The organism is Olsenella sp. oral taxon 807 (assembly GCF_001189515.2).
GTDB lineage: Bacteria > Actinomycetota > Coriobacteriia > Coriobacteriales > Atopobiaceae > Olsenella_F.
The window spans coordinates 2,704,148-2,721,820 of sequence record NZ_CP012069.2; the positions used below are offsets into that span (position 1 = coordinate 2,704,148).

The window sequence follows — 17,673 nt, forward strand, 5'->3', positions numbered from 1 at the left end:
GTGCCCGAACATGGGGCACCCCAATGTCCCCTCTATTGCAATGGCGGGTAGTTCACATCCATGCCCGCGAGTTGCCAGTCTCTTGGCCCCACCGCCCTATTCGCTCTCGACGAGCTGGATGTACACGGCCGAAAGCAGCGTGAAGACATACGCCTGGATGATGCCCACAAGAATCTCCACCAGGTAGATGACAATGAGCAGAACGATCCAAAAGGCGGACGCCGCAGCATACCCCATCGCGGCAGCCGAAACCCCCTGCATGAGCGGCCCCACGAAGAGGGCGGCAAGTATCGCAAAGGTACCCATCACGACATGGCCGGCGAACATATTGCAGAAGAGTCGGACAGCCAAGGTTACCAAGCGCAGGAAGGTCGAGAAGAGTTCGATGACCCACACAAGCACGTTGAGGGGAAAGACAACGCCCTTAGGGGCGAGGCTCTTAATGTAGCCGATAGGCCCCATACGTTTGATGCCCATCACGATAAAATAAAAGAACGAGCAGAGCGCGAGGGCACCCGTGACACCGATGGTACCCGTTCCGGGGTGCGCCCCGGGGATGATGCCCACGATACTGTTTGCCACGATGAAGAAGAAGATCGCAGCGAGGAAGGGAAAGTGCCTCTTCCAACTATCCCCAAGAATCGATTTGCACATATCGTCACGAACGAACTCGACAACGGACTCCATGGCGTTCACAAACACGCCCTGCGGCACGAGCCCCTTGGTCTGCCTGCCCTTGAAGGCGAAGATAACGATGAGCAGCAGAGCGAGAGCCACACACATCCAGAAGATATAGTTGGTCAGGCCCAGTCCACTCGAGCCAACAAGCGGCTTGGACATAAAGCCGTCGAGCAACTCGTCCATCTCGTCAGACAACCCATCGAGTGGGTTTGCGACCATCGCAAGCAGTACAGTATCCACCATCCGTCATTCCCTTCGGCAAGGCTCGCCTAGCGCATGGCGCGCATCGCCCTCATTGCCTCAATCCCCCAGAACACGAGGAACGCTCCGACCGTCGAACTCCCAAAGACGAGAATGTACTCCTGTGCCGTGGCATACAGGACAAAAACGCACAGCGACATAAAGACAAAAGAGACGATGATCGCCATGATTCCGTCCGGCACGCTCACGTCACATATCTTACTCTTTTGGAGCGTGCGTTCAAAGAGGCGGGCGGGCAAAACACAACCCGTAAGACCGCACAGCATGCCACACGTGATAACGACCCCTACGCTCATCGCCCTGCATCTCGTCTTTCATACGTCAAAGCACCGAAGGAACCAGTAAAGAGTCTCTCTGTCACAGCCACAAGAATCCAGTAGCTCTGTGCAGCATCTATTATGATACCCCATTCGCACGTATCCATGCGGGGCGCGACCGACTCTGAGAAACCCTCATAGCCCCGCCCGCGCCCTAGCCGAGGGCCGGGGCGCGGGCGCATCCCCTACTTGGTACCATAGATACGATCCCCCGCGTCACCCAAGCCCGGCAGGATGTAGGCGCTCTCGTTGAGTCCCCTGTCGACCGCACAGGTATAGAGCCGCACGTCAGGGTCGAAGTCCAGAGCCGCCCTGACGCCCTCGGGGGCCGACACTATCGTGAGGGCACGGATGTCCCTGACGTGCGCCTCGCGCAAAAACTGTATGGCCGCCGTGAGCGAACCGCCTGTTGCGAGCATGGGATCCACGATGAGGCAGGTACGGCTCTCGACGTCTGGCGGAAACTTACAGTAGTACTGGTGCGGCGCATGGGTTGTGGGATCACGATACATCCCCACGTGCCCGACGCGCGCGGAGGGAACGAGCGAGAGCAGGCCGTCCACCATACCCAGGCCGGCGCGCAGAATGGGAATGATGGCGACCTTCTTTCCCGCGATTCGCTTGCAGACGGTCTTCTCGAGCGGAGTCGTTACCTCGATATCCTCAAGGGGAAAGTCACGCATGGCCTCATAGCCCTCGAAGATCGCAAGCTCGCCGACCAGTTCGCGAAACTGCTTGGTGGGAGTGTCCCTGTCGCGCAGGATGTGCAGCTTGTGCTGGACCAGCGGATGGTCGATGATCGTAAGGCGACTTGTGTCAAACCCCATGCACTCCCCTTCCTGGACTGGACGCGTCCCGCCCCCAGCAGGGGGACGGTCGCATGGCATCGGGGGCATTCTACCTCAGCCCCGGGTAGAGTGGATGCGAGGCCAGAAGCTCCTTGACCTCCGCCTCGATGCGATCGAACACCCTCTCGTCATGAACATGCGTCACCACGTCACCAATGAGCTCTCCGACACGCTCGCACTCCTGCTCAGAGAAGCCGCGTGTCGTGATGGCGGCAGAGCCCACGCGGATGCCACTCGTCACGAAGGGCGAGCGCTGCTCTCCGGGAATCGTGTTCTTGTTGACCGTGATACCGACCCGCTCAAGTGCCCGCTCCGCATCGCGCCCGCTGACCTCGCCCTGCGCCACCCCCGTGAGGTCCACGAGCAGCAGGTGGTTGTCTGTGCCCCCCGTCACGAGGCGAAGGCCGCGCGACTCCATGCCGCGACCGAGCGCCTTGGCGTTCACGAGCACACCTTGGATATAGGTCTTGAACTCGGGCCTGAGCGCCTCGCCGAAGGTCACCGCCTTACCGGCGATAACGTGCTCGAGGGGTCCGCCCTGCGTTCCCGGGAAGACCGCCGAGTTGATGCGCTTGGTGTAGTCCGGGTTGTTCCACAGGATGAGGCCGCCACGCGTGCCGCGCAGGGTCTTGTGGGTAGTGGAGGTCACAACGTCGGAGCAGGGCACAGGGTTGGGATGCAGGCCGGCGGCGACGATGCCCGCGATGTGGGCCATGTCCACCATGAGGATGGCGCCGCTGTCGTGGGCTATCTGGGCAAAGCGCTCGAAGTCGATGGTGCGGGGGTAGGCCGACGCACCCGCGATGATGATGGCGGGCTTGGACTCGCGCGCCTTTGCCTCGACATCATCATAGTCGATGCGCTCGGTCTTGGGGTCAAGCCCATAGCTCTTGATGTCAAAGAGCTTACCCGAGAAGTTCGCGGGAGAGCCGTGCGTAAGGTGTCCGCCGTTGGAGAGGTCCATGCCGATGACGGTATCCCCAGGGCGTGCGAAGGCAGTTTCTGCCGCGTAATTCGCTTGCGCACCGGAGTGGGGCTGGACGTTGGCGAACGCGGCCCCAAAGAGCCGCTTCGCGCGCTCGCGAGCGAGGTCCTCCATTTTGTCGACGGCCCAGCAACCGCCATAGTAGCGCTTGCCGGGAAGGCCCTCGGCGTACTTGTTCGTGAGAGGACTTCCCACCGCCTCCATCACGACGAGGGACACGAAGTTCTCGGACGCGATGAGCTCGATGGAGTCGCGCTGGCGACCGAGTTCCTCCTCGATGAGACCGCTGACCTCGCTGTCCTCAACACGCAGCTGCTCCAGATAGCCTGACATACCCATCCTCCCCTGTCTTGGGCGTGCCTATCTCAGGCCTCGGCCTGCGCACCGGCACGCACGCTCATGATCAGCCCTCTTGCTCGAAGCTCTTCCCAACGCCCTTGAAGCCAGAGTCATCCTCGCGCATGATCTTCTTGACCCGCGTGGCATGGCGGCCACCAGCACACTGCTGGGTCAGGAAGACCCTGACGATCTCCTCGTTGAGCTCCAAGGGCGTGAAGCGACCCGACAAGCAGAGCACATTCCCATCATTATGCTCCCGAAAGAGCCTCGCGAACTGAGGCGTCTGGATGTTGGCGGCACGGATGCCGGGGACCTTGTCGGCCGCAAGCGCCATGCCAATGCCCGTGCCGCAGATGAGGACTCCGCGCTCGGCCCCTCCCGAGGCGACGAGACGGGCGACCTTATCCGCATAGTCGGGGTAGTCACAGCGCTTCCCTGTCGTCGTCCCCAGGTCAGCAACCTCATGGCCGAGGGACTGGATGTAGCGGGCAAGCGCCACCTTCTGGTCAAAGCCCCCATGATCTGACGCGATGGCAACCCTCATAGCCGTAACCTTCCTCACGGGCCCAGACCCACGCCCGGGCCCGAGCCCACATTCACTGGCCCTAGTGTAGCGCGAAAGCCACGTGGAATGACAGCCTCGAAGCGCCCTGCGTTCAGATTCGGGGCGTCAGCGTAGGGAGGTACCTTGGCAAGGCGCCCGTGACAGAGGTGAGACCAAGGCACGGGCGCCACAGTCGGCTGCGATGTGGACATTGCGCCATTGGGTGCACGGCCCGCCAGAGGGGGCCGTGACCACAGGGACTACAGGGCGCCCTTGATGACGATATCCCCGCCCTTCATGATGACCTCCATGGCATCGGGCGTGAGGGCATGGATGTCCCTCGCGACGTCACCTTTCACGACGAGGAGATCTGCGGACTTGCCCGCCTCAAGGGAACCGAACTCATCCTCCTTGCCCAGCATCTTGGCGCCGTTGCTCGTGGCCGCCTTGATGGCGTCAAGGATGGGGATGCCGACCTTGTCGACGAAGTCATACATCTCGTCAATGGAAACGTAGCCGTACGGGGTGACAAAGCTGAAGGAGTCGGAGCCGATGGTGACCGTGATGCCCAACTCATAGGCACGGCGAAGGTTGGCATAGGTGCGCGCAAGGCCCTTCTCGACGACGGTCTCGCCCGGAAACGCATCGAGCTCGGGGGTCCACTCGGGGGGATAGGTGGAGTACCAGGTAGGCAGAAAGCCAATGGTGGGCGTGAAGAAGGTGCCCTTCTCGGCCATGAGGTTCATGGTCCTCTCGTCCAGCTCGAAGCCATGGATCATCTGCGTGCAACCAAAGCGCACGCAGTCGTATGCCGCGTCGAAGTTGTTGTAGGAGTGTGCGTACAGGGGGATGTGGACCATCGCGCACTCCTCGGCGATGGCCTGGATCTCCTCGGTGCTAAAAAGCTGAAGGCGGTCCGAGTCCCAACGCCAGATGCCACCTCCCGTGGCCCAGATCTTGATGGCGTCGGGATTCTCGCGCAGGCGCATGCGGATGGCCCTGCGCAGCTCCCACGGTCCATCGGCCTGGTAGCCCCAGGGGTGTGAGTCCTTGGAAATCTGGAGAGGCAGATGGTGGGAGTCGCCATGGCCTGCAACCCGGCAGAAGCCCAGTCCCGTGGCAAAGATGCGCGGTCCCTTCATGACACCCATGTTAACGAGATCGCGAATCGCGATGCCGTTGCGTCCGATCTCGACAACGGTGGTAAGGCCATGGGTCAGGGCATCATATGCCTGCTTGACGGCACACGCCTGCTTCTGGGCAACGGATTCGATGACCCAGTCGTTGTCGTTGTCGGTCAGATTTCCCGAGAAGTGCAGGTGGGTGTCGACCAGGCCCGGCATGACGGTCCTTCCCGAGACGTCACGCAGCTCGAAGCCCTCGGGAATCTCGGTGCGCCGACCGGCATAGGTCAGCTTGTCGTCCTCGACCAGAACGAGGCTGTCGTTGATGGGAGCGGCACCAGTACCATCAACGAGTTGGCCACCTGCAAACGCGTACTTGCCCATATCGAAACCTCCACGTATCTCCATCGTATGGCCCCCGTCCCATGCGGGGACCCTCGTCGAAATCGTCCTGTCAAAACGCGACCACCAGGGCCTGTCCGCAATGGCTCGCGACCAAGGACCCAAAGCGCCGCCTTGATGGCAAAAGCGGGGAGCCGCGGACCCGCGTGATGCCCCCTCGACGGAGAGTCGCAGACCTCGGCGGGAGGACCTGTAGAGGTGCTCCCCCAACCACCTGCTGTAGAGACCCTCGGCAAAAAGCCGCAGACCTCGGCGGGAGATCCCTCATCTCAGCTCTTCCATTCTCTAAGGCAGGCGTCAAGGCCCGTCTCTATGGCTGTGCGGTCCATGCCGCGGCCGATGAAGCAGAGCCTGATCCTGCGATCGCCACAGACGGGGTCCCAGTCCCTAAGGAGCTCGGGTTGCTCCGCAAGCAGGCGACGCTTCTCCTCTTCGGGGAAGGAATCTGAGAAAAGGCCGTTCTCGTAGAGTCGCACCTGCCTGCCCGCCTGCTCGAATACGTAGTCCATGTCGGGGTCCTGCCGTATCCAGACGGTGCCCTTGGCGCGAATGACGCTGCACGGCCAGCTGTGCACGAAGTCATCGAAGGCGTTGGCATCAAAGGGCCTGCGGCGATGGTAGACGAAGGTCGAGATGCCGTACTCCAGGGTCTCTGGGTCCTCATGCTCCTCGGGATGCTCCATGGCATCCATCCACGCGGCTGACCTGTACGCCCTGTCAAAGTCGAAGCGGCCGGTGTCGACGAGCTCGGCGATGGGAATGTTGCCATGCGCGGCCTCCACGATCACGGCGTCCCTCTGAAGGCCCCTGACAAGCGCCCTCAGCTCCTGAAGCTGCTCAGGCGTCACGAGGTCGACCTTGTTGAGGACGAGCGTTGAGCAGAACTCGATCTGCTGGATCAGGAGACTCTCGATGTCATCCTCGCTGACGTTGCTGCCAAGCAGCGCCCGGCCACCATCAAACTCGTCGTACATGCGGGCACAGTCCACCACCGCCACGATGTTGTCCAAGTCGAGCCGAGCGTGCTTGTCGGAGTGACTGCTTTGGTTGCAGAAGGCCGAGATGGTATAGGTGATGGGAATGGGCTCGCAGATGCCCGAGGCCTCGATGATGATGTAGTCAAACTTTCCGGTGTCAGCGAGGTCGCCAAGCTGGAGGCTGAGGTCATTTGAGAGCGTGCAGCACAGGCAGCCGTTGGTCAAAGGGATGACGTCACCCTCCCTGGCATAGCCGCCGTCCTTGATGAGGGCGGCATCCACATTTATCTCGCCGATGTCATTCACGATGACAGCCGCGCGAACCCCCTCCGTGTTGGAAAGGATGTGATTGAGTATTGTGGTCTTACCGGCGCCAAGATAACCCGTGATGAGGATTATCTTGACCCGCTTGTTCTCGGTCATGTAAGCTCCCCCTCAGCCTTGCGCCTGGTGCGAATGCCACCTGCAGACGTATGGTCCCGCGACAATCGGAGATCTAGGGTTTTCGAGCCGCTACCTTAGCGCCCCCACACGCAAAGAAGATCACGAAGCCTATGACGATCCACGTGATGGTGATGGCCCATTCAACAGGCTTGAGCGCAGCCGGACTGAAGGGGATGACCATGAGGCCAACGATGATCAAGCCGGCAACGATGGCGGCTATGATGCCGCCCTTACCGCCGTTGACCACGTAGGGACGAGGAAGGTCAGGCTCGGTTTTGCGCAGCTTGAAGCAGGCGAAGCCGGCCATCGTACAGGCAAATATGAAGCCCAGGGATGCAACTGCCGTGAGGGGCAGAAGCATGTTGCCGCCAAGAAATGGCCCTATGAGCGTCAGGGCACCCATAACGATATTGGCCTGTTTGGGAGTACCTGACGTGGGGTCAATCTGAGCAAAAGACTTCGGCAGCATCTCCTTGCGTCCTAGAGCAAGCATCAGGCGGGTGGACGCACCAAAGAACGCATTCATGGGACCCAAAGGGCCAAGGGTGGCAATTATGAGCATCGCAATGTAGAAGAAGATGTTAATCTGCTCTAGGACTGCCAGTGCCGGCACTGGCTTCATAACGAAATCATGCCAGTTGACAATGGTGCCAAAGGCAAAGATGCAGATCAGGTAGAACACCCCCGAGGCGAGCAGTGCGATTGCGGGAACAAGACCGAACTTCTTCCAGTCAAGGTTCTCGGAAGCCTCCTCGGCCTGCTGGGGAATGGTGTCAAAGCCCGCATAGAAGAACGGCGTCATGACGAGGACGGCCAAGACACCTCCGAGGAGACTCGTAGCCTCGGTTGACTTGCCACCTGCGGCACCTATGACCTGCGAGAAGGGAGGCATCGCCTTGGCCAGGTTATCCCCACCCATAAACGAGATGATCATGGCCAGGATCATGCCCGTCAGCAGTGCCTTGGTCAGAAATGAGGAGAGCTTTGCCGCCGCACTGGCGCCACGAAAGTTCAGGACAATGACCAAGACCGCAAACGCAAGGGCGATGAGCGTGGGCCACAGGTAGACGTCTGCCCCAAGGATCGTGTAGAGCTTGACCGACCTCAACCATGCAAGAACGGGAAACTCGGCGAATCTATCCGTCAGGAGCTTGGAGATGGCAATCGCCTCCCACGGGCAAAGCGGCGCGTTGCCCAAGAGGAGCATCCAGCCTGTCAGGAAGCCGAGCTTACGCCCAAAGGTGCGCTCCACGTATTCGATGATACCGCCCGAGATCGGAATCGCGGCAGTCAGCTCACCAAAGCACATGCCTATTGGAACCAGGAAGAGAGCGCCGATGGCAAATGCTATCATCGCTGGGATTGGTCCCCCTCCCAACACCATCCAGTCGCCCACGAGAAGGACCCATCCCGTACCAATAATTGCGCCGAAGCCAATGGTAAAGAAGTTGAAGAGTGTCAGCTCCTTCTTCATGCCACTGGTCGGCGCCGCGCTGCCCGCCATATGTATTCCTTCCTCCAGGGGGCCCACGCGCCCACCCCCAAACCAGCCATCGATACCGTCCCTTAGTTTAACTCAGAAAACAGTGGCATAGGATTCATCCATGAGTCGATGTCTGTGCCTGGGTGCCGCGAGCGTGTCACACTCCTCTGAGAGCGGAAGGCGGAGGAGACGGAGCCCCTCCGAGAAGCTCTTTGAGAAGGACAGTGCTCCTACAGGCTGGCGATGCTCACGAGTTTCTTGAACTCACGCTGACGGTCATCGAGTGCGCCCATCTGGTCCATGAGCGCTATCGCGCCATCGAAGCTGGCCGTCCCCGCATGCTCGCTCTTCGTTGCCACCATGCCGAACTCGATGACTGCGCTCGCGAACTTCCAGTTGTCGGAGGGCTGATCCGTGACGTCGGCTTCCCCGATACCATAGCTGAGCTGCTTTGAGTCGTTCTCGCCGGGATTCTTGTATCGTACGGACAGCGTCATCCACTCACCGTTCTTCTCACCCTTGCGCTCGCCGCCTCCGTACTTTGAGTCGATCTCGGGAAGCTGCATCGGCGAGTCGGCCGTCACGATCTCGTAGGCAACGGTCACCGCATGCCCACTTCCGACCTCCCCCGCATCGACCTTGTCGTTCTTGAAGTCCTCTGCGTTCAGGGAACGGTTCTCGTATCCGATGAGGCGATACCCCTTCACATAGGCAGGGTTGAACTCGACCTGCAGCTTGACGTCGTCAGCCACGGTGCGCATGGTGGCACAGAGGTCCTCCCCGAACACGCGCTTCGCCTCCTGGATCGAGTCTATATAGGAGTAGTTGCCGTTTCCGTCATCGGCGATGGACTCCATCTTTGTGTCCTTATAGTTGCCCTGTCCAAAGCCGAGCACCGATAGGTACACGCCGCTCTTGCGCTGCTGGCTCACGTAGTCGGACAGCTCACTCTGACTGGTTATGCCCACATTCAGGTCTCCGTCCGAGGCCAGGATGATACGGTTGTTGCCCCCCTCAATGAAGTGGGCGCGTGCTAGCTCGTAGGCCTTCGCAAGACCGGCCTGCCCGTTGGTCGAGCCGTTGGCGTCCAGTTCCCTCACCGCCTGCAGGATACGCTCGCGCTCGCGGGCCTTCGCGCCCTCGAGCACGACCCGCTCGCTGCCCGCATAGGTGACGATGGACACGGTGTCATCGTCGTTGAGGTTGGCGACGAGCTCGCCCATGGATTCCTTGAGCAGCGGCATCTTCTCGGGGTCTTCCATAGATCCCGAACTGTCGATGAGAAACACCAGGTTGTTCCCGTGCATCTGCGCATACTCCTTCGGCTCGGTCGAGAGCCCGAGAACGAGCAGCTTGGTGTCGGGATTCCAGGGGCAGGTGGAGATGCAGGGGGTTACACCGAAGGGCTCTGCGTCCTTAGGAGCACGGTAGTCGTAGCGAAAGTAGTTGAGCATCTCCTCGATGCGCACGGCACCCTTAGGGATGTCGTTCAGCTTGGTGCCAGAGCTGAGCATGCGACGCAGATTGCAGTAGCTGGCGGTATCCACGTCGGCGGAGAAGGTGGAGAAGGGATTGGCGGCCACGCTGAGAAAGCCGTTCTCCCTCATGGCGGCATACTCCTCGGTGTTATAGGGCACTGGAGGCTCCTCATAGGGAGTGCCTATGGAGGAGCTTGTCAAACCCTCTGTATTCGCGCCATCGGACGAGTCGAGACTCTTGGGCTGGTGGGACAAGGTTGGTGTCGCGTCCGTGCGACTGTCTCCCGCAAGTGAGCTGTCCTGCTCGGGAGCGGCCGGGGCGCATCCCCCCAGCGCAAGGCAGAGCAGACAGCTAGCGAGGGCTGAGCGGACAAGAATTGAAGCGATCTTCTTCATGATGCCTCCTCGTGTTGGAAGGTGTTGGAAGAGCCCCGAACAGGGCTCTTTCCTATAACACGATCGGGCGGTCGAAAACGTCGAAGCTTTCTTGGAAATGTCGAGGGTCTCTTGGAAGGGACGGAACTTTCCCTTGGGGGGGCGGGCCTCTCGGACGCGACGGCTCCCGCAGTCTAACGCGGGGGCAGCACGAGCCGCCTCCCGGTTTTAGCTCGCCTGGACTGTATAGCGGCAGAATCGCTCCCGGTCGGGGTCGCTCACGCCCACGGCCTCGTCCTTGTCGCTGCCGACAAGGGAGTAAACGAGAAGGACGCTCGGCGCGCCCGGCGCAGTGCTGGGACGATTGATCTCGGCAAGCGGTTCGCGCACGGACTCGACGTCATCCCGGGAAAGCGCCTCATCACTTCTTTGGTAGCTGCGTCCCTCGAACTCTATCGATGGCGGAAAGTGCGTCACGCCTGACGCCTCGCTCGCCTGGCCTTGCTCCTCGCTCGCTGCCATGCCGTTGGTCTTCGCGGCGCTAGAGTCCCCCGCCCGAGACTCCCCTGACATGTTGTCGCTCGTCTTTGAGGGAGCAGATGACGTGAGTGCGTCATTGGTACGAGCGGCATCCATGGCCGCGTGTGGACGGGTCAGCATTCCTACCCCCACGATGAGGGCAAGGCAGGCCGCCGCCCCTATCGCGATCCTGCGCGCAAAACGAAGCCTCGCCCGACGCGGGGCCGTCACCGGCGCGCCGCGCGAGGCCCGGCTAACACCCCGCGCGGGACGATCAACACCCTGCGCCTCACTGTGGGCAAGGATGTTCTTAAGCATCCGCTCCTTGGCCTCTTCGCTCGGAGTCATGCGCTCGAAGGCCTCCCGTATGCGACGTTCGTCCATATCACTGCCCTCCCAGTGCCTTACGCAGTATCGCTCGTGCCTCACGTAGGTGGGTACGAACGGTCGAGCTGGGCTTACCCAACATGCGAGCGATGTCGGCTGCGGAATACCCCTCGTAGTAGTGCAGGTACACCACGTCCTTATACTTGGAGTCAAGAGCGAGGACCGCGTCGAGCGCCAGATCAGGACCCCTCTCGTCGGCAGCTGGCTCAGCCACGCTCTCGAGGGGAACGCCCTTGCGCGCCGAGGACTTCAGCACGTCCTTGCAGTGATTCGATGCCACCCTGATCAGCCACGCCTTCTCGTGCTCCTCGTTTGTAAAGGTCGGACGAGCCTTCATGAGCTTGACGAACGTGGATTGCGTCGCATCCTCGCTATCGGCCGCGTTGCCCATGAAGGAGTAGCACACCCGATAGACGGTGTCCACGTGACGCAGGTAGATGGCCTCCACATCCAAGGCAGTGTCTCCAAGTCAGAACAAGTCAGAGCAAGCCAGAGCAAGGGCGCGCCATCGAGTATGCCCTCCTATACGTAATACGATCGAGCGGGCCCAAACGTCGAGACAGTATACCATCGAGTTCCCGCGATGGCTTGTGTACCCAGCTGGGGTCGAGTATCGCGATCGGGGTGGGTCGACGGCGTTGTCACCCACATCGCAGTGCATCCCGAGTAGAGCGCAGGGTAACGGCGCGTAGCGTGGGACCCGCAGGGTGCGGCACGGTGACGCGAAGAGTGTGGAGCACAGGGTGCGGCACGATAACGCGGAGAGCGTGGAGCGCAGGGTGCGCTTTTCCGTGAGGGACGGATCGCGTCGAGGGACAGAGCGCGTCCAAAGTGCGCTTTTCTGTGACGTCGCTGGTCTAGGATGCGCTTTTCCGTGAGGGTGCCGGCACAGAATGCGCCTTTCCGTAGAGTGCGCTTTTCCTTACCTGCGCAAACGCGGAGCCGTCTCACGGAAAAGCGCATTCTGGGTGGAGGGCCTCACGGAAAAGCACACTCTGGGTGGGGGGCCTCACGGAAAAAGCGCATTCTGGGTGTGCGCCTCACCAAAAGACGCACTCTGCATGCGAGCAGTCGCGCAGAGTGCGCCTTTCCGTGAGACCAAACTCCAAGCCGAGACCTGCGAACCCTCGCGCAACCCACCCCGCAGCCTGGCGGGGGGTTGCTCGAGCGCATTTGCCCAGTTGAGGCATTCTCTATAGTGCCCCGCAGCCTGGCGGGGGGGTTGCCCCACACCTCCTGGGCGCCGCGACGTGACGGAAAAACGCATTCTGGCGCGGTGAGGCACCTCGCCAGGGAGAACCGCGTGCTCGCAGCCGACTACCCCTGAACGTGCCCGAGGCCGACTCCTGCAGCTGAGTTGCTACCATGAACGCAACCTGCACGAGCTCGCGACAAATTGAACGGGCAAGCGTCTTGGCGATTACGAAGTCGCGATCGTCCACCACAATGCCAACGTGTGTGGCGACAACGTGCGACGCGACGCCTGCACTCGAGACAGGCGTCCCGATGATGACGCCAATCCCGTCTCTGCGAAACGTGTAGACGTCGGTAAAGGAAGCACTCTTGCAGGTACAGCAGAAGGTATCAGAGGGTTTGTTCAGGGAGATGCCCTGGGTGCGGCCAAACGTCTGATCCTACAGTTGCAGTACGTGGTTTGAAGAATACTCCCTGTCGCATGACGACCGGCCGAGGATTTCCCGAGATTGGTGATCTTGCGGAGCGTCTTGAGCTCGATGCGCTGGCGCGAGGAAAGATCCCGCTCTTTGAGCCTACTATCCAAGTAGTCGTAGCGCCTCGGGGTCGGAACACCTCGGTGTACTCTTGATGGCGTGCATGGGAAAGGGAGGCCTCACCGAATGCTCCGCTCCATGGGGAGGCTGCGAACCTTCAAATCCACGCCGGCCATATGCAAGCTCGATTCCACTTCCTACGACAGGCCGGACATGTAAAGGGGCAGGTACGACCGGTTGCCATCGACGGAAAGCTGCTTGGTATGCAGCACCACCTCCTCGCCCACCCTCTTGGAGTACTTCCTCCTGAAATCGTCGAGCGACACGGTGGTGTAGTTCTTCGAAGACTTGGTCTCGATGGGGCTGACGCGCAGTTTTCCCGCAGCGTCAGCGAACGGCTGCGTGATCAGGAAGTCTATCTCGCGCGGACGAGGCCGCGCGCCATCTTTCTTGCCAGGCTCTTCCCAGGTGTGATAGTAGAGCGCATGCCCGCTCGTACGCAACTGCTGGGCCACGACGTTCTCAACGAGCATGCCTCGGTTGACGCTCACGCGCCCGAACTGGATATCCCTCTGGACCTCGAGCGCGCGGGGGCCATCGGCGAACGCGTGGGTCGCGAGAAGACCGGTATCGGCCATGTACAGCTTAAGCGAGCTCGCCCTCTCGGTCAGACGCAGGCCAACTGAAGGGTCCGCGCACATGCGGCAGGGATTGACCAGGTGCGCGTCGTCCAGCCAGTCGATCGCAGGCTCATAGTCGTCGTACATAGAGCCCCTCCCGACGCTCGCGAACTTGAAACGCTTAGATGCCGCAGAGAGCTGTCCGGGAATCTCCTGGAACAGCGCACGGGCCCGGCGCGCCTCGGCGCCACCGAACTTGCCGATATCCTCCAGGTACAGATTGAGGATGCTGTGCTTGACACGGTCGCACGAAGAGAAGCGCTTTGACTCGACGAACGCCTCGACGGACTGGGGCATGCCGCCCACGAGAATGTACTCGTCGAAGAGGCGCATGACCTTGGCGTGCACGGGATCAGGCAGGGGCATTCTCTCAAAGAAGGCCTCACGGATCGCGCCCACGTAAACGCCTGCACCCATTGCCCAGAGATACTCGTCGAAGTCGAAGGGGTGAAGCTGAAGGCGATCCTCCTCAGACGGTATGACGATGTCCCCCACGCTCTTGCGTATGGAGATGAGCGATCCGGTCTCGATATAGTCGAAGCGGCCGTCGGCCACGAGGTGCTTGATGTACTCCCGCGCCATAGGAAAGCGCTGGACCTCGTCGAAGATGATGACAGACTCACGTACCGGCATGTCCTTGACGTACTGGAGTTGCAACATACGCAGGAACGTGTCAACGTCCTCGCGCTCGTTGCGAAATAGGTCGAGCACGACCTTAGGGACCTTCGAGAAGTCTATGTAGATGTGGTCGGCATATTCATACTCCGCGAATTCACGCACAAGCGTGGTCTTGCCCACACGGCGGGCACCTTCGACGAGCACAGCGCTCTTACCACTTGACTCTCGTTTCCATTCCAGCAGCTTGTCGTAGCACTTACGCTTGAACATCCAAAGCTCCTCACACTCAAAACAGATAAATCCGCTTGTTCTTATTATTCTATAAGCCGATGAATCCGTATGTATCTAACTTCCGCTTTATGGATACATCCGTAGCTATCCCTCAACACGCTTCATAGTCGGAGGTAGTACGCCTCAGCTCAATCGCAGCGACATCCAGCGCGATAGCACGTGGGGCAGTGACGCGTGCTATGGTGACCCGCAGGGTGGTGGCGCGCGGGGTGCGACACGGCGACACGCAAAGTGGTGGCATGCAGGGTGCGCTTTTCCGTGAGGGGCGGATCGCGCCGAGGGACAGAGCGCGTCCAAAGTGCGCTTTTTCGTGACGTCGCTGGTCCAGGATGCGCTTTTCCGTGAGGGTGCCGGCACAGAATGCGTCTTTCCGTAGAGTGCGCTTTTCCTTACCTGGGCAAACGTGGAGCTGTCTCACGGAAAAGCGCATTCTGCTCAGGCGGCCTCACGGAAAAGCGCAGTCTGGGTGGCGGCCTCACGGAAAAGCGCATTGTGACCCAGCGACTCACGGGAAAGCGCATTCTGCGATTCTCAGATCACGCAAACTGCGCTTTTCCGTCACATTGCCGTCCTAGAGGCGTGGGGCGCAACCACCCGCCAGGCTGCGGGGCGGTTTGCTCTAGGATCTGCAAATTTGGTTTGGAGTTTGACTTCACGAAAAGTCGCAGTCTGGGCGCGCAGCTTGGGTGCGCAGTCTGGGCGCGCAGTTTGGGTAGATGGTCTTACGGGAAAGCGCACCTTAGATCAGGCCGGGACACCATCAGTTCACCGATGGCCATTCCCGTCCGGGTGTACGAGGGACATCAGGAAGTGTGATGGTAACCCGCGCCCCCAGAATCGCGCCGTCGCCGCCCATCCGATTGGAGAGGCTGAGCCTTCCGCCGTGCGCGGCGACGATCTCGGAGGCGATGGAAAGACCCAGGCCAAAGTGCAGCTCGCCGCGTTCGTCCGGCCCCCCTGCGCCCGTCCTATGGCTGGCGCGGGACCTCTCACCCCGGTAGAAGCGCTCAAGCCCGTGCTTGAGCGCCGCCGGCGAAAGACCAGGTCCGTCATCCTCGACGGCGATGGAGAAGGCACGCGCCCCGCCACCGCGCGCCCCGCCACCGCGCGTCTCTTCGCCCTGCGCCTCTTCGCCGTAGGAGAACGTGAGCTCGACAAGACCACTCACCGTATAGTCACAGGCGTTTCCCACCACGTTGAGAACGGCTCGCTTCAAGGCGGACGAGTCCCAAAGGGGCAGGGGTGCATCGCCGGCCGACATAGCCCGACAGGCCTCCAGAAACGCGGGCAAGCGCAGTGGAGCGAGGGCAAGGCCCCGCGCCCCCGTGAGGCGCGTCGCCTCCTCCTCAAGCTCCTCGGCAAGGCGACCGGGGTCGACGGGTTCCAGCTGCAGGGTATCGGCTGCCCCACGAGACACCTCAACGATCCGGCTTACAAAGGCATCCATAGAGGTAGCCGCCTCGCATATGGCATCCGCACAGGTCGCCTGCTCCTTGTTGAGCCGTCCTGCGGCCGCGTCCTCGGCCATGAGCTCGGCGTTGCCCCGCACCACCGTAAGCGGAGTCTTGAGGTCATGGGCAAGCGCCGCCACCTGCTCCCGTCCGCGCCTCTCGACCTCCCATTGCGCCTCCAGCGAGCGCCTCAACGAAACGCGCATCTTGTCCATTGCCTGCAGTACGTCATCGACCTGTGCCACGTTGCTATGCTCCACGGGTGCGTCGAGGTCCTGCCTCCCGACAGCCTCCGCCGCACGAACGAGCGGCTCCATCATGCGCGTGAGCATGCGGCTCGCCCGTACGGCGACGCCAGCGATCAACGCCACCAGTGGAGGACCCACGCTCCAGAACAGGAGACTTTGCGGGTCGGGAAGGGTATCTCGCCTCCCCTTGTCCGCCCACTGCGGCACGAGGTCGTAGCTGAGCACGCAGACCTCGCCACCCGTCAGGGGGAGGCGATAGTACAGCCGTGACTCGGCCGCCCCCGCGCCCCCGTCGCGCACCCTCGTCCTCGCAGGCGACGCCGCGACCACCCGCGCGCGCTCGAGCTGGAAGTCACTCATGTCCGACGCGACAAGGGCGCCCCCCGCGTCGAAGTGTGCATAGCGATATGGCGAGGGAATGGCGGTCGCGTCAAAGGCGGGCTGGGCAGAGAGGGTGTCGGCAACCTCCTCGAGATGGGTCTCCCCATAGTTTGCGGGCAGTATCTCGCCCGCCCCCATCTGCCCGCCAAAGACAGCGAGAGGTACCCCGACAACGAGGATGATGCCCACAAGCAGGTAGAGAAAGTAGCGGCTGACCACCAGCGCGAGCGGCAGTCGAAGGCGGGGGCTCGCCTTGGCGTCCTGCGTTGCGGCGATACCTTCGCCAGTCCCTACGCGCGCCACTTGTACCCTGTCCCCCACACCGTCTCTATGGGGTCGGCGCCCGCCCGGCGGAGCTTGGCACGGGCGTTGCTCACGTGCATGGAGACCGTGTCATCACCCACGTCCGAGGCCCAGCCAAGCGCGCTCTCGCGGATCTGTGCCCGAGAGAACACCTTGCCCCGGTGCCTGGCAAGAAGCTCGCAGACGGCGTACTCGGTAGGTGTGAGCGACACGACCTCACCGCCCACAAAGAGCTCGCGGGCACCGAGGTCAAGGCGCACATCGCCCAAGGCAAGCACGCGCGTATGCGCCCGCCCCTCTCGGCGCAGGTGCGCGGCCACCTTCGCGCGCAGCTCGGCGATGCCGAACGGCTTGCGGATGTAGTCGTCGGCACCAAGTCCCAGCCCGTGCACGGCGTCCTCCTCGGCCACCTTGGCGGTGAGGAAGAGGATGGGGGCGTCCACAAGGCACCGGATGCGTCCCACCAGCTCGAAGCCATCCATCTGGGGCATCATCACGTCGCACAGGACGAGATCGTAGCGCGAAAGATCGAGTCCGAGCACAGGCGCGGGATCGTTTACGACCTCGACGACGTGTCCGTCGCGCACCAGCGCGCGAGAGAGCAGGTCGGTGATCGCCTCGTCGTCGTCGATGGCGAGAATCCGTGCCATGTGCCTTCGCCTCCTCGCGTGCTTTTCGCAGGGCCCTCCCAGGACCCGTACCATCGTCGCCGACCCAGCGCCACCAGCCCGGTGTCGTCAACTTACCCATGAATATATCAGGCGCACGGGCGGGTGCCAGACGCACGCAGGCGTTATGCCCTTGAGA

The 17,673-nt window shown here is 61.5% G+C and carries 14 protein-coding genes; all 14 read right to left on the reverse strand.

The window, feature by feature from the left end:
• Positions 1 to 96 precede the first annotated feature (96 nt).
• The 14 genes from atpB to ADJ70_RS11700 all read right to left on the reverse strand — a co-directional run bounded on the left by atpB (position 97) and on the right by ADJ70_RS11700 (position 17,516).
• The gene (gene atpB / locus ADJ70_RS11635) at positions 97 to 924 is read right to left on the reverse strand and encodes a F0F1 ATP synthase subunit A (protein WP_253273192.1); all 828 of its coding nucleotides are present in this window, start codon (positions 922 to 924) and stop codon (positions 97 to 99) included.
• 26 nt (positions 925 to 950) lie between these two features.
• Complete coding sequence (locus ADJ70_RS11640; RefSeq protein WP_050341611.1) at positions 951 to 1,238, reverse strand: hypothetical protein; 288 nt, start codon at positions 1,236 to 1,238, stop codon at positions 951 to 953.
• A 206-nt stretch (positions 1,239 to 1,444) separates the two neighbouring features.
• Positions 1,445 to 2,086 carry a uracil phosphoribosyltransferase gene (gene upp, locus ADJ70_RS11645; RefSeq protein WP_050341613.1) on the reverse strand — a complete coding sequence of 214 codons (642 nt, stop codon included), beginning with the start codon at positions 2,084 to 2,086 and terminating at the stop codon, positions 1,445 to 1,447.
• Between the two features lie 70 nt (positions 2,087 to 2,156).
• The gene (gene glyA / locus ADJ70_RS11650) at positions 2,157 to 3,425 is read right to left on the reverse strand and encodes a serine hydroxymethyltransferase (RefSeq protein ID WP_157051528.1); all 1,269 of its coding nucleotides are present in this window, start codon (positions 3,423 to 3,425) and stop codon (positions 2,157 to 2,159) included.
• Positions 3,426 to 3,495: 70 nt separating this feature from the next.
• Positions 3,496 to 3,975 carry a ribose 5-phosphate isomerase B gene (gene rpiB, locus ADJ70_RS11655; RefSeq protein WP_050341617.1) on the reverse strand — a complete coding sequence of 160 codons (480 nt, stop codon included), beginning with the start codon at positions 3,973 to 3,975 and terminating at the stop codon, positions 3,496 to 3,498.
• A gap of 260 nt (positions 3,976 to 4,235) precedes the next feature.
• Positions 4,236 to 5,483, reverse strand: a complete 1,248-nt coding sequence (locus tag ADJ70_RS11660) for an amidohydrolase family protein (protein ID WP_050341619.1) — start codon at positions 5,481 to 5,483, stop codon at positions 4,236 to 4,238.
• A 287-nt stretch (positions 5,484 to 5,770) separates the two neighbouring features.
• Positions 5,771 to 6,901, reverse strand: coding sequence for a GTP-binding protein (locus tag ADJ70_RS11665; RefSeq protein WP_050341621.1), 1,131 nt, complete (start codon positions 6,899 to 6,901; stop codon positions 5,771 to 5,773).
• Positions 6,902 to 6,974: 73 nt separating this feature from the next.
• A complete protein-coding gene (locus tag ADJ70_RS11670; RefSeq protein ID WP_050341623.1) occupies positions 6,975 to 8,426 on the reverse strand; it encodes an APC family permease in 1,452 nt (483 codons plus the stop codon).
• A gap of 209 nt (positions 8,427 to 8,635) precedes the next feature.
• On the reverse strand, positions 8,636 to 10,279 hold the full coding sequence (locus tag ADJ70_RS11675) for a VWA domain-containing protein (protein ID WP_050341625.1): 1,644 nt from the start codon (positions 10,277 to 10,279) through the stop codon (positions 8,636 to 8,638).
• Between the two features lie 207 nt (positions 10,280 to 10,486).
• A complete protein-coding gene (locus ADJ70_RS11680; RefSeq protein WP_050341626.1) occupies positions 10,487 to 11,161 on the reverse strand; it encodes a hypothetical protein in 675 nt (224 codons plus the stop codon).
• Between the two features lies 1 nt (position 11,162).
• Positions 11,163 to 11,612, reverse strand: a complete 450-nt coding sequence (locus tag ADJ70_RS11685) for an RNA polymerase sigma factor (RefSeq protein WP_253273274.1) — start codon at positions 11,610 to 11,612, stop codon at positions 11,163 to 11,165.
• Between the two features lie 1,479 nt (positions 11,613 to 13,091).
• Entirely contained in the window at positions 13,092 to 14,462 is a 1,371-nt protein-coding gene (locus ADJ70_RS11690) for an ATP-binding protein (RefSeq protein WP_050341630.1), read from the reverse strand.
• 781 nt (positions 14,463 to 15,243) lie between these two features.
• Positions 15,244 to 16,884: a sensor histidine kinase KdpD gene (locus tag ADJ70_RS11695; RefSeq protein WP_253273193.1), complete on the reverse strand. Its 1,641-nt coding sequence runs from the start codon at positions 16,882 to 16,884 to the stop codon at positions 15,244 to 15,246.
• Entirely contained in the window at positions 16,854 to 17,516 is a 663-nt protein-coding gene (locus tag ADJ70_RS11700) for a response regulator transcription factor (protein ID WP_050341632.1), read from the reverse strand. Before ADJ70_RS11700 ends, ADJ70_RS11695 begins: the two co-directional genes overlap by 31 nt.
• Positions 17,517 to 17,673: the final 157 nt, after the last annotated feature.